Source organism: Microbacterium sp. SORGH_AS_0428, from assembly GCF_031453615.1.
Lineage (GTDB): Bacteria > Actinomycetota > Actinomycetes > Actinomycetales > Microbacteriaceae > Microbacterium.
Genome location: NZ_JAVIZT010000001.1, coordinates 22,121 through 35,142, shown reverse-complemented (window position 1 = coordinate 35,142; position 13,022 = coordinate 22,121). Strand labels below are relative to the sequence as shown.

Annotated in this window: 9 protein-coding genes; 1 reads left to right on the top strand and 8 read right to left on the bottom strand. The window is 68.8% G+C overall.

Annotation, left to right across the window (positions count from 1 at the left end):
• Window positions 1-27: 27 nt before the first annotated feature.
• Entirely contained in the window at window positions 28-1,575 is a 1,548-nt protein-coding gene (locus tag QE374_RS00190; protein ID WP_309731170.1) for an MFS transporter, read from the bottom strand.
• A 68-nt stretch (window positions 1,576-1,643) separates the two neighbouring features.
• Between QE374_RS00190 and QE374_RS00185 the strand changes: the two genes are divergently transcribed.
• Window positions 1,644-2,189 (top strand): helix-turn-helix domain-containing protein, encoded by a 546-nt coding sequence (locus QE374_RS00185; protein WP_309731168.1) that lies wholly within the window; start codon window positions 1,644-1,646, stop codon window positions 2,187-2,189.
• A gap of 67 nt (window positions 2,190-2,256) precedes the next feature.
• Here the strand turns inward: QE374_RS00185 and serA are convergent, their stop codons facing one another.
• From serA to ilvD, 7 genes are all read right to left on the bottom strand, one after another.
• The gene (gene serA / locus QE374_RS00180; protein ID WP_309736543.1) at window positions 2,257-3,861 is read right to left on the bottom strand and encodes a phosphoglycerate dehydrogenase; all 1,605 of its coding nucleotides are present in this window, start codon (window positions 3,859-3,861) and stop codon (window positions 2,257-2,259) included.
• Window positions 3,862-4,361: 500 nt separating this feature from the next.
• Window positions 4,362-4,841, bottom strand: a complete 480-nt coding sequence (locus QE374_RS00175) for a DNA polymerase III subunit gamma/tau (protein WP_309731165.1) — start codon at window positions 4,839-4,841, stop codon at window positions 4,362-4,364.
• 77 nt (window positions 4,842-4,918) lie between these two features.
• Window positions 4,919-7,609 carry a bifunctional acetaldehyde-CoA/alcohol dehydrogenase gene (adhE, locus tag QE374_RS00170; RefSeq protein ID WP_309731163.1) on the bottom strand — a complete coding sequence of 897 codons (2,691 nt, stop codon included), beginning with the start codon at window positions 7,607-7,609 and terminating at the stop codon, window positions 4,919-4,921.
• Window positions 7,610-7,801: 192 nt separating this feature from the next.
• Window positions 7,802-8,827: a ketol-acid reductoisomerase gene (gene ilvC / locus QE374_RS00165; RefSeq protein WP_137417264.1), complete on the bottom strand. Its 1,026-nt coding sequence runs from the start codon at window positions 8,825-8,827 to the stop codon at window positions 7,802-7,804.
• 88 nt (window positions 8,828-8,915) lie between these two features.
• A complete protein-coding gene (ilvN, locus tag QE374_RS00160) occupies window positions 8,916-9,425 on the bottom strand; it encodes an acetolactate synthase small subunit (protein ID WP_274285555.1) in 510 nt (169 codons plus the stop codon).
• A gap of 1 nt (window position 9,426) precedes the next feature.
• Complete coding sequence (locus tag QE374_RS00155) at window positions 9,427-11,229, bottom strand: acetolactate synthase large subunit (protein ID WP_309731160.1); 1,803 nt, start codon at window positions 11,227-11,229, stop codon at window positions 9,427-9,429.
• Window positions 11,230-11,272: 43 nt separating this feature from the next.
• The gene (gene ilvD / locus QE374_RS00150; protein ID WP_309731158.1) at window positions 11,273-12,979 is read right to left on the bottom strand and encodes a dihydroxy-acid dehydratase; all 1,707 of its coding nucleotides are present in this window, start codon (window positions 12,977-12,979) and stop codon (window positions 11,273-11,275) included.
• Window positions 12,980-13,022: the final 43 nt, after the last annotated feature.

The window sequence follows — 13,022 nt, the reverse complement described above, 5'->3', positions numbered from 1 at the left end:
CACTCCTGTCTCAGGATGCCGCGGGCATCACCGCCGCGGCGAGTTGCGGGATGATCCCAGCGTAGTGGCGGCGATGACCGCTGCCACGACGACGAGACCCGCGCCGATGAGCGAGGTGACGCCGACACCGGCGTCGAAGGCGTGCGCTGCCGCATCCCGAAGCGCGGCGCCGGTCTCGGGGGCGAGCTCATTCGCGGCGCTCACGGCGCCCGCCAGCGTCTCGCGCGCCGCATCGGCGACGTCCGCGGGCACCCCCTGCGGCACGACGAGGTTCGCACGGTAGAGCGCGGTGAGCAGCCCTCCGAGCAGTGATGTTCCCAGCACGGCGCCCACCTCGTACGCCGTCTCGGAGACGGCGCTGGCAGCTCCCGCCTTCGCCGGCGGGGCGCTGGCGAGCACGAGCTCGTTCGAGACGGTCTCCGCGGCGCCGATCCCGATGCCGAGCACCATGAAGGCGACCACCAGCAGCGCCACCGAGCCCGGGTCCGTGGACAGCGCGACCATGACATATCCCGCGAACGAGAACACCAGGGCCACGGGGATGACCACGCGTGGCGAGACGCGCTTTGCGACCGGGACGACCGCGAGTCCCGCGACGATCATGAGCGCGAGACCGGGCACGAGCGCCAGCCCTGCGGTCATCGGCGAGAGACCGACGATGAGCTGCAGGTGCTGCGAGACGAAGTAGATGAAGCCGACCAGCGCGAGCACGCTCAGCAGGTTGACGAGCAGCGCACCGCTGAAGGCGCCGCGAGCGAACAGGCGCACATCCAGCATCGGCGTCTCGGAGCGGCGCTGCCGGCGCACGAAGAGCACACCGAACCCGACGCCGGCGACGAGCAGTGCGGCGACGAGCGGGCTCGGGCCGTGTGCCGCGGCTTCCTTGATCGCGTAGACGATGGGCACCATGGTCGCCATGGAGAGCACGATGCTCACCGGGTCCACGCGGCCGGGGTTCGGGTCGCGGCTCTCCGGCACCAGGATCGGCGCGAGCACCAGCAGCGGGATGAGCACGGGCACGGCCATCAGGAACACGGATCCCCAGGCGAAGTGCTCGAGGAGGAACCCGCCCACGACGGGACCGAGCGCCGCGCCCGCCGAGAACATGGCCGCCCAGACGGCGATCGCCAGCCGGCGCTGGTTGCGGTCGGTGAAGATGCTCCGCAGCAGCGACAGCGTGGAGGGCATCAGCATCGCGCCGAAGACGCCCATGACGGCACGGGCCACGATCAGCAGCTCGGCGCTGGGCGCGAACGCTCCGAGGGCGGAGACGGCGGCGAAGCCCGTGGCGCCGATCAGCAGCATCCGACGACGTCCGAAGCGGTCGCCGAGCGTGCCCATCGTCACGAGGGATCCCGCCAGCACGAGCGGATACACGTCGATGATCCAGAGCTGCTGCGTACTGGTGGGCTGCAGCTGCAGGGCGATCTCGGGGAGCGCGAAGCTCAGCACGGTGTTGTCGACCGCGACCAGCAGCACGGGGAGCATGAGGACGACGAGCGCCGCCCAGCCGCGCCATCCGACGCGGCGCCCCTCGGCCTCGGCGATGGCGATGTCTTGAGTGAGTGTGTTCATATGTTTCTATACCGTCCGGCTGGTATAGTAACAGAGATGACACGTCCTCCGTCAGTACGATCGAGACCATGAGTCGACCCCCGCGCGCCCGTGAGCTGGTGCTCGACGCCTTCGAGAGACTTCTCGTCACCGAGGGCGAACGCGCGGCGACGATGGATGCGACGGCGCGGGCCGCCGGGGTGTCCAAGGGCGGCCTGCTCTACCACTTCGGGTCGAAGGACGCTTTGGAGGCCGGTCTGCTCGAACGCCTCCACGTGCTCGTCGACGAGGACCTGGATCGCATGTCGGCGTCCGCGGAAGGTCCTGTCGCCTATTTCGTGCGCACGTCCGCGATGAGCGATGACGCGCTGGATCGCGCGCTCGTCGCCGTCTCGCGGCTCGCCCAGGGCGGGCACACCGCCGCCGGAGCGGCGCTGCGCGCCATCAGGGACCGCTGGGCCGAGGCGCTGCGCACGCACGTGGCGAGCGAGGCGGCCCTGGATCTCGTGATGCTCGTGAGCGACGGCCTGTACTTCAACAACGCCCTCGAGGGCGACGGCGTCGCCGGCCCCACTCCGACGGGCGCCGCGATGGACGCCCTGGTCGAGATCGTCACCCGCGCCGCGCGCGGCTGACCCGACCTCCAGACGTTTCGACTCGGCGCGGCGAGACGAAGCGCCGCCGCGCCGCGAGCGACGCGCCTCAGGACTCGGTGATCTCGATCTGGCGGAACAGGTCGGCCTGGATGGCGGAGCCCACCTCGGCGAGCAGCTCGTCGGGCACGGGCGAATCGACAGTCAGCACGGACAGGGCCTGTCCGCCGGCCGCGCGGCGGGCGATCTGCATGCCGGCGATGTTGATGCCGGCTTCTCCGAAGCGCTGACCGTAGACGGCGACGATTCCGGGGCGATCGGTGTATTGCATCACGATGTGGTGCTTCTCGATCGGCAGCTCGAGGGCGTGGCCGTTGATGGCGACGATCTTCTCGATCTGCTTCGTGCCGGTCAGCGTGCCCGACACCGAGAGCTGCGAGCCGTCGGACAGGGCGCCCGCGACGGTGATGACGTTGCGGTACTCCTCGCTCACGCCGTCGACGATGAGCCGCACCTCGATGCCGCGCTGGTCGGCCAGCAGCGGCGCGTTCACGTACGACACCGACTCGCTGACGATGTTCGTGAACACACCCTTGAGGGCGGCGAGCTTCAGCACGCTGACGTCGTAGTCCTTGAGCTCGCCGTGCACCTCGACGTCGATGCTCGTGACGGGCGAGACGGCCAGCGCGGAGAAGATCTGACCGAGCTTCTCGACGAGCGCGATGCCCGGGCGGACGTAGGGGTCGATGACGCCGCCGGCGACGTTGACCGCATCCGGGACGAGCTCGCCCGACAGCGCCAGCCGCACGGACTTGGCGACAGAGACGCCGGCCTTCTCCTGAGCCTCGTCGGTCGATGCGCCGAGGTGGGGGGTCACGACCACGTTCGGCAGCGAGAGCAGGCGGGCGGCGTCGCTGTCGGCAGCGGGCGGCTCGCTCGAGAACACGTCCAGCCCCGCGCCCGCGATCTCACCGGAGATCAGCGCGTCGGCCAGGGCGGCCTCGTCGATCAGCCCGCCGCGGGCGACGTTCACCACGAACGCGGTCGGCTTCATGCGACGCAGCTGCTCGGTGCTGATCATGCCCGTGGTCTCGGGCGTCTTGGGCATGTGGATGGTGATGAAGTCGCTCTGCTCGAGAAGTTCGTCGAGCGTGAGGAGCTCGACGCCCAGCTGCTGGGCACGGGCGCTCGTGACATAGGGGTCGTAGGCGACGACACGCATGTCGAACGCCTGCAGGCGGGCGGCGATCAGCGCGCCGATGCGGCCGAGGCCGATGATGCCCACGGCCTTCTCGAAGAGCTCGGTGCCGGTGAACGAGCTGCGCTTCCACGCGCCGGACGAGAGGGACGCGTGCGCGGCCGGGATGCGGCGCGCGAGGCTCAGGATGTGTCCGACCGTGAGCTCCGCCGCGGAGATGATGTTCGAGGTCGGCGCATTGACGACCATGACGCCGGCGGTCGTCGCCGCCTTGATGTCGACGTTGTCGAGTCCGACGCCGGCGCGGGCGATGACCTTCAGCGCCGGCGCGGCGGCGATGGCCTCCGCATCCATCCGCGTCGCCGAGCGCACGAGAACGGCGTGCGCGTCCGCGAGGGCGGGGATCAGAGCTGCACGGTCCGCTCCGTCGACGTGGCGAACGTCGAAGTCGGGCCCGAGGGCGTCGATCGTGGCGGGAGAGAGCTCTTCAGCGATGAGGACGACGGGCTTGGTCACAGCGGATGTCCTTTGACACATGCGGGACCGCGTGCAGAGCACGACGGCGCGAGGCGGGTGGAAGCGCGTCCCGGGCGGGCCGGCCGCGCAGTGATGCCAGCCTACTGCCCCGGCCACCCCGCCCCCGACCGTGTGACAGGACGTTGGGCCTTCGGATCTCAGGTGTTGTAGAGCGCGGGGGTGACCGACGCGTAGGCGAAGATGTCGAGCCAGAAGACGGCGACCAGGCACAGGCCGAGCAGGAGCAGAAGCGCGAAGGGCCCCGCCTTGCGCCGCCAGCGCGAGGGCGAAGCAGCCGGCGAACACGAGGATCGGGAACAGTACGGGCAGCAGCAGCACGAACCAGCCGTACCCGGTGAGCCCGGCGTCTCCCCCGGCCTGCTGGAACAGGAATCCGAGCGCCGTCCAGAGCGCGAAAGCGAAGAAGAGGGCGGCGAAGCCGGCGATCGTGACGATGAGCCAGACCGGCAGCGCGACGCGGCGCGCGGGCGTCGTGGCGCTCATGCTCCCACTCCCGTCATGAGGAACGGCCACGGCAGCAGCACCACCGCACCGACGACCAGGGCCACGATCCGCAGCCACATCGGCCGGGAGCGCGTCAGCACCATCGTGGTCGCGAACCAGACGGCGGGGGCCGCGATCGCCAGGATCCACGCCGCGATGTGCGCGGCGGGGTTGAGGAACAGCTGTGCGACGAACTGCAGCCGCGACCCGCCGATGAACCACCCGACGGCGAGCAGCAGGTAGACGCCGCCGAACACACCGAGCGTCACGAGCGCGACGTTGCTCATCGGCGCGGGCTCGGAGTCGGCGGAGGCGGATGCGGGAACCGCCTCCGTCTCGGCGTCCAGACGCGTCGCAGGCGTCACGTCCGCCCGCTCCTGCGGGGCGGATGCGGCCCGGCGGGGCGCCACCTGCGGGGCGAGCGTCGGGTCGTCGTCGCCGTCCCAGCTGAGAGCGTCGTCGTCACGCGAAACCATGCCTCGACCCTACCTCCTGGCAGGGCGAAGGCCCCGGGATCACAAGGATCCCGGGGCCCGGACGCCCAGAAGGGGATTCAGGCGTCCTGCGTCGGACGGGCGGGCTCAGTCGCCGCATCCGCCGCAGCTTCGGCGTGCGCACGAGCAGCGCGCACTTCGTCGAACGAGGTGCCGTAGTAGGCGGCCTCCATGAGGGTGCGCATGTCCGCGAGCAGCGGCAGACGCGGGTTGGCCGGAGCGCACTGGTCGCCGTAGGCGGCCATGGCGAGCTCGTCGAGGCGGCCGATGAAGTCGCCCTCCGCGACACCCTGCGCCTGGAACGAGCGCTCGATGCCGACGGCGTCACGCAGCTTCTCGACCGCGCGGGCGTAGCTCTCCACACCCTGTTCCGGGGTGTCCGCCTTCAGTCCCAGGTGCTTGGCGATCTCCTGGTAGCGCTCCGGTGCGATGTAGCGCTCATACTTCGGCCAGCTCGTGACCTTGCTGGGAACGCGGCCGTTGTAGCGGATCGCGTGCGGCAGGTAGATCGCGTTGGTGCGGCCGTGCACGAGGTGGAACTTCGAACCGGTCACGTGTGCCATGGCGTGCACGATCCCGAGGAATGCGTTGCCGAAGGCCATGCCGGCGATGGATGCGGCGTTGTGCATCTTCTCGCGGGCCTGCAGGTCAGCGGCGTCCTTGGAACCCGCGGGCGCCTGCGTGGAGCGCACGATGTTCTCGAAGATCAGCTTGATCGCGTGCAGCGCGAGACCGTCGGTGTAGTCGTTCGCGTAGACGGACACGTACGCCTCGGTCGCGTGGGTGAGGGCGTCGAAGCCCGCATCCGCCACGAGGAAGGCCGGCAGCGCCGCGGTCAGCGTCGGGTCGATGATGGCGACCGACGGCGTGAGCGCGTAGTCCGCGAGCGGGTACTTCATGCCCGTGGTCTCGTCGGTGATCACCGCGAACGGCGTCATCTCGCTTCCGGTGCCCGACGTCGTCGGCACGCAGACGAGCTTCGCCTTGGCACCGAGCTCCGGGAACTTGAAGGCGCGCTTGCGCACGTCGAAGAACTTCTCCCGCATGTCGGAGAACTGCACGTCGGGGTTCTCGTAGAGCAGCCACATGACCTTCGCCGCATCCATGGGCGAGCCGCCGCCGAGCGCGATGATCGTGTCGGGCTGGAACTCGCGCATCTGCGCGGCTCCGGCCTGCACGCTCGCCACGGTGGGCTCGGGCAGCACCCGGTCGATGATCTGCAGGTGCACGGGCGTCGGGCGGCGGTGCAGGATGTCGACGACCCGGTCGACGAAGCCCATCTTGGTCATCGTGGCGTCGGTGACGATCGTGACCCGGTCGATGTGCTTCATGTCGATCAGATAGCGCAGCGCGTTCGGCTCGAAGTAGGTCTTCGCCGGGATCTTGAACCACTGCAGGTTGTTGTTGCGCCGACCGACGCGCTTGATGTTCAACAGATTCACCGCCGAGACGTTGTTCGAGACCGAGTTGTGACCGTAGGAGCCGCAGCCGAGGGTCAGCGACGGCATGAACGCGTTGTAGATGTCGCCGATGCCACCGAGGGCCGACGGGGCGTTCTCGATGATGCGCACGGCCTTCACGCGGTCGGCGAAGTCGGCGATCACCGCAGGGTCGTTGCTGTGGATCGCGCCGGAGTGGCCCAGGCCGTCGAAGGCGACCATCTGCTCGGCGAGGTCGATGCCCTCCTGAGGGGTGCGGGCGTGGAGCACGGCCAGCACGGGCGCGAGCTTCTCGCGCGTCAGGGGCTCGTGCGGTCCGACACCGGAGACCTCGGCGAGGATGATCGACGTGTCCGCGGGCACCTCGAAGCCGGCCTGCTGAGCGATCCAGGCGGGCGACTGTCCGACGACGGATGCGTTGAGCTTCGCGTCGGCGCAGTTGGCGCTGTCGGCGGCCACACCGAAGATGAACTCCTCCAGCAGGCGCTTCTCGGCCGGCGTCGCCATGTAGGCGTGCAGGCGTGCGAACTCCGCGAGTGCTTCCTTGGCGATCGGGGCATCGAGGATGACGGCCTGCTCCGAGGCGCAGACCATGCCGTTGTCGAACGACTTCGAGATCACGATGTCGTTGACCGCGCGACCGACCTTCGCCGTGCGCTCGATGAAGGCGGGCACGTTGCCGGCGCCGACGCCGAGGGCGGGCTTGCCGCAGGAGTATGCCGCGCGGACCATGGCGTTGCCGCCGGTGGCGAGGATGAGCGCGACGCCGGGGTGGTTCATGAGCTCACCCGAGGCCTCCATCGACGGCTCCTCGATCCACTGGATGCAGTCGGCGGGCGCACCCGCGGCGACGGCCGCATCGCGCACGACCGTCGCAGCGGCCACGGACGAGCGCTGAGCGGACGGGTGGAACCCGAACACGATGGGGTTGCGGGTCTTCAGCGCGATGAGCGACTTGAAGATCGTCGTGGACGTCGGGTTCGTCACCGGCGTGAGGGCGCACACGACGCCGACCGGGTCGGCGATCTCGGTGATACCGGTGAGCTCGTCGGTGGAGATCACACCGACCGTGCGCTGGTTGATGATCGAGTTCGTGACGTGTTCGCACGCGAACATGTTCTTCACGGCCTTGTCCTCGAACGTGCCTCGACGCGTCTCTTCGACGGCGAGCACCGCGAGGTCGGCGTGGTGGCTGAGGGCAGCGACCGACGCCTTGCGGACGATCTGGTCGATCTGCTCCTGGGTGAAGGATGCGTACGCGGCCAGAGCTTCTTGGGCCCGGTCGACGAGGGCATCGATGACGACAGACATCGGAACACTCCCACTCTGCGCGGTCATTCGCCGCGCGTCATGGGACCAGATTATGAATTGGTCAGACCACTACCCAGGGCCCAAGGTCCCACGGAAAAAGACCCGGCCACCGCATCCTGTGTTCGGGATGCGATGACCGGGCCAGGTCCGCCGCGTGGTGCACGGCGAGGTGTTCAGGCGCTCAGGCGCGGATCAACGAGCGGCAGAGCCCTCGGTGTAGTCCGAGTCCTGCTGCTGCCACGAGAAGAGCGAGCGCAGCTTCTTGCCGGTCGCCTCGATCGGGTGGCCCTGCTCCTTCTCGCGCAGCGCGAGGAACTCGGGAGCACCGGCATCCTGGTCGTCGATGAAGCGCTTGGCGAACGCGCCGGACTGGATGTCGGCGAGGACGGCCTGCATGTGCTCCTTGACCGAGGGGTCGATGACGCGTGGGCCGGAGACGTAGTCCCCGTACTCGGCCGTGTCGGAGATCGACCAGCGCTGCTTGGCGATGCCGCCCTCCCACATGAGGTCGACGATGAGCTTCAGCTCGTGCAGCACCTCGAAGTAGGCGATCTCGGGCTGGTAGCCGGCCTCGGTCAGCGTCTCGAAACCGTACTGCACGAGGTGGCTCATGCCACCGCACAGGACGGCCTGCTCGCCGAACAGGTCGGTCTCGGTCTCCTCGGTGAAGGTCGTCTTGATGACACCGGCGCGCGTACCGCCGATGGCCTTGGCGTACGAGAGCGCCGTGGCCCACGCGGTGCCGGTCTCGTCGCGCTCGACGGCGATGATGTCCGGGATGCCGCGGCCCGCGACGAACTCGCGACGAACGGTGTGGCCCGGCGCCTTCGGGGCGACGAGGATCACGTCGACGCCCTCGGGCGTCTCGATGTAGCCGAAGCGGATGTTGAAGCCGTGCGCGAAGGCGAGGGTCTTGCCCGCGGTCAGCTTGTCCTTGATGCTGTCGGCGTAGATGGAGCGCTGGTGCTGGTCGGGGGCGAGGATCATGATCAGATCCGCCCACTCGGCGGCATCGGCGACCGACTTGACCTCGAAGCCGTCCTCCTGCGCCTTGGCGGCGGACTTGGAGCCGTCCTTCAGCGCGATGACGACCTCGACGCCGGAGTCGCGCAGGTTCTGCGCGTGGGCGTGACCCTGCGAGCCGTAGCCCACGATCGCGACCTTCTTGCTCTGGATGATCGAGAGGTCGGCGTCGGCGTCGTAGAAGATCTCAGCCATGGTGTGTGTTTTCTCCTTCGTGTGTCGGTCGTTGCGTTTCGACTCGCTGCGCTCGCTCAACGACCGGTGAACGGCTTGCGAAAAGGGGTTATCCGCGCAGGACGCGCTCGGTGATGCTCTTGCCGCCGCGACCGATCGCGAGCAGCCCGGACTGCGCCATCTCTTTGACGCCGAAGGGCTCGAGGGCGCGCAGGAACGCGTCCACTTTGCCCTTGTCGCCGGTGATCTCGACCACCAGCGCGTCCGGCGCGTAGTCGACGACGGAACCGCGGAACAGGTTCACGACCTCGAGCACGTTGGAGCGGCTCGCGTTGTCGGCGCGCACCTTCACCAGCACATGCTGACGCTGCACGGAGGCGGCCGCATCCAGCTCGACGATCTTGATGACGTTGATCAGCTTGTTCAGCTGCTTGGTCACCTGCTCGAGCGGGAGTTGATCGACGTCGACGACGACCGTGATGCGCGAGAGTCCGGGGACCTCGGTCACGCCCACGGCGAGCGACTCGATGTTGAAACCGCGTCGGGCGAACAGGCCCGCCACGCGGGTCAGCAGACCCGGCTTGTCCTCGACGAGGAGGCTCAGCACGTGTGAAGTCATGTCAGTCCTCCTTGTCGAACTCGGGTGCGTGGTCGCGGGCGTACTGCACGAAGCTGTTGCTCACTCCCTGCGGGACCATGGGCCACACCATCGCGTCGGCCGAGACGACGAAGTCGATCACCACCGGGCGATCGTTCGTCTCGAGGGCGAGCGTGATGGCGGCGTCGATCTCGTCCTCGCGCTCGACGCGGATCGCGAGGCAGCCGTAGGCATCGGCGAGCTTCACGAAGTCCGGGATGCGGGCGGTGCCGTGGCCGGTGTTGAGGTCGGTGTTCGAGTGGCGGCCGTCGAAGAACAGCGTCTGCCACTGGCGCACCATGCCCAGCGAGGAGTTGTTGATGATCGCGACCTTGATCGGGATCTCGTTGATCACGCAGGTGGCGAGCTCCTGATTGGTCATCTGGAAGCAGCCGTCGCCGTCGATCGCCCACACCACGCGGTCGGGCTCCGCGACCTTCGCGCCCATGGCGGCAGGGACCCCGTAGCCCATGGTGCCGGCGCCGCCGGAGTTGAGCCAGGAGTTGGGCCGCTCGTACTTGATGAACTGGGCGGCCCACATCTGGTGCTGGCCGACACCGGCGGCGTAGATCGCCTCAGGGCCGCTCAGCTCGCCGATGCGCGAGATGACCTGCTGCGGCGACAGCAGACCGTCGGTCGTGGGCGCATAGCCCAGCGGGAACTCGTCGCGGAGCCCGTCGAGATAGCTCCACCACTCGGTGATGTCCGGCTGCTGGTCGCCGATGGCCTGGCGGAAGGCGCCGTCCAGGTCGACGAGCACCTCCTTCAGATCGCCCACGATCGGCACATCGGCGAAGCGGATCTTCGAGATCTCCGCGGGGTCGATGTCGACGTGCACGACCTTCGCGCCGGGGGCGAACAGCGATGCCTTGCCCGTGACGCGGTCGTCGAAGCGGGCGCCGAGCGCCACGATGAGGTCCGCTTCCTGCAGTGCGAGCACCGCGGGCACCGTGCCGTGCATGCCGGGCATGCCGAGGTTCTGCGGATGCGAGTCCGGGAACGCGCCTCGCGCCATGAGCGTCGTCACGACCGGAGCCCCCGTCGCCTCGGCCAGCACGCGCAGCTCGTCGGAGGAGTGCGAGCGGATCACGCCGCCGCCGACGTACAGCACGGGCTTGCGGGCCTCGGACAGCAGCTGGGCCGCGGCCTGGATCTGCTTGCCGTGGGCCTTCGTCACCGGGCGGTAACCGGGCAACTCGACCTTGGGCGGCCAGATGAAGGGGGCCGTCGCCTGCTGGGCGTCCTTCGTGATGTCGACGAGCACCGGACCGGGGCGCCCCGTGCTCGCGATCTCGAAGGCGGCCGCGATCGCGCCGGGGATCTCCTCGGCCGTCTTCACCAGGAACGAGTGCTTCGTGATCGGCATCGTGATGCCCACGATGTCGGCTTCCTGGAACGCGTCCGTGCCCATCAGCGTCGAGAAGACCTGACCGGTGATGCACACGAGCGGGACGGAGTCCATGTAGGCGTCCGCGATCGCGGTGACGAGGTTCGTCGCGCCGGGGCCGGATGTCGCGATGGCGACACCGGTGCGACCGGATGCGGCGGCATAGCCCTCGGCGGCGTGACCGGCGCCCTGCTCGTGGCGCACGAGGATGTGGCGTACGGCCTCATCGTCCATGAGCGGGTCGTAGACGGGCATGATCGCGCCGCCGGGGAGTCCGAACACGTCGGTGACGCCGACGAGTTCGAGCGAGCGCACGACGGCCTCCGCTCCCGTGATTACGGGTGCGGACTGCGCACGGGCGGGCGGCCGGGGAATAGCCGCAGAGATGTCTGAGGACATGGGAACTACCTCGGGTGGGGATGACGGGATGTCGGAGGCGAAGTTACCCGGTGACGGCGCCTTCGGCAGCCGAACGCACGAGCTTCGAGTACTTGGCCAGGACGCCACGGGTATAGCGCGGGGGAAGCGGCTCCCAGCCAGAGCGGCGGGAGCTCAGCTCGGCCTCATCGACGAGTAGGTCGAGAGAGCGAGCCGCGATATCGACCCGTATCAGATCACCATCGCGCACGAAAGCGATAGGACCTGCGTCCACCGCCTCCGGTGCTACGTGGCCGATGCACAGGCCGGTTGTGCCGCCCGAGAATCGTCCGTCCGTCAAGAGTAGTACATCTTTTCCGAGGCCGGCGCCCTTGATGGCGGCGGTCACCGCGAGCATCTCGCGCATGCCCGGGCCGCCCTTCGGGCCCTCGTACCGGATGACCACGACGTCGCCGGCGTGGATCTCCCCCGCCTCCAGTGCGTCCATCGCGGCGCGCTCGCGCTCGAACACGCGCGCGGGTCCTTCGAACACGGCGGCGTCGAAGCCGGCCGTCTTGACCACCGCGCCCTCGGGCGCCAGCGAGCCGTGCAGGATCGTGATGCCGCCGGTGGCGTGGATCGGGTTGTCGAAGGTGTGGATCACGGTGCCGTCGATGGGGTCCGGGTCGAGCTCGCGCAGGTTCTCGGCGAGCGTCTTGCCGGTGACCGTCAGGGCATCACCGTGCAGCAGTCCTTCATCGAGCATCGCCTTCATGATGACCGGGATGCCGCCGTGGCGGTCGACGTCGTTCATGACGTACTGGCCGAACGGCTTCATGTCGGCGACATGGGGCACCTTGTCGCCGATGCGGTTGAAGTCGTGGAGCGAGAGCTCGACGTCGGCCTCGCGCGCGATCGCGAGCAGGTGCAGCACGACGTTCGTCGAGCCGCCGAGCGCCATGGCGAGGGCGATCGCGTTCTCGAACGCCTCCTTGGTCAGGATGTCGCGGGTCGTGATGCCGAGCTTGAGCAGGTTGACGACGGCCTCGCCCGAACGGTGCGCGAAGTAGTCGCGCCGGCGGTCGGCGGAGGGCGGCGCCGCACTGCCCGGGAGGCTGAGCCCGAGCGCCTCTGCGACCGAGGCCATGGTGTTGGCGGTGTACATGCCGCCGCACGCTCCCTCACCCGGCGCGATCGCGCATTCGATGCGCTTGAGGTCGGCCTCGCTCATCTTGCCCGCGAGGCACGCACCGACCGCCTCGAAGGAGTCGATGATGGTGACGTCCTTCTCGGTCCCGTCGCTGAGCTTGACCCAGCCGGGCGCGATCGAACCCGCGTAGAGGAAGACGCTCGACAGGTCCAGCCGGGCCGAGGCCATGAGCATGCCGGGGATGGACTTGTCGCAGCCGGCCAGCAGCACGCTGCCGTCCAGGCGCTCGGCCATCATGACCGTCTCGACGGAGTCGGCGATGACCTCACGGCTGACGAGCGAGAAGTGCATGCCCTCGTGCCCCATCGAGATGCCGTCCGAGACCGAGATCGTGCCGAACTGCAGCGGGTATCCCCCACCGGCGTGCACGCCTTCCTTGGCGCCCTGGGCGAGCCGGTCGAGACTGAGGTTGCAGGGGGTGATCTCGTTCCAGCTGGAGGCGATGCCGATCTGGGGCTTGTCCCAGTCCTCGTCTCCCATGCCGACGGCACGCAGCATGCCTCGGGAGGTGGTGGCTTCAATGCCGTCCGTCACAGCGCGGCTGCGCGGCTTGATGTCGATCGCTTCGTTGGGGTGGCTCACCCGTGCAGTCTATTGCGGCCGGGCGCCTGTCACGGTCGCCGAG

Coding starts and splice junctions, on each gene's coding strand:
- QE374_RS00190 (WP_309731170.1), bottom strand. CDS start 1,575: ATGAACACACTCACTCAAGACATCGCCATCGCCGAGGCCGAGGGGCGC.
- QE374_RS00185 (WP_309731168.1), top strand. CDS start 1,644: ATGAGTCGACCCCCGCGCGCCCGTGAGCTGGTGCTCGACGCCTTCGAG.
- QE374_RS00175 (WP_309731165.1), bottom strand. CDS start 4,841: ATGGTTTCGCGTGACGACGACGCTCTCAGCTGGGACGGCGACGACGAC.
- adhE (WP_309731163.1), bottom strand. CDS start 7,609: ATGTCTGTCGTCATCGATGCCCTCGTCGACCGGGCCCAAGAAGCTCTG.
- ilvC (WP_137417264.1), bottom strand. CDS start 8,827: ATGGCTGAGATCTTCTACGACGCCGACGCCGACCTCTCGATCATCCAG.
- ilvN (WP_274285555.1), bottom strand. CDS start 9,425: ATGACTTCACACGTGCTGAGCCTCCTCGTCGAGGACAAGCCGGGTCTG.
- QE374_RS00155 (WP_309731160.1), bottom strand. CDS start 11,229: ATGTCCTCAGACATCTCTGCGGCTATTCCCCGGCCGCCCGCCCGTGCG.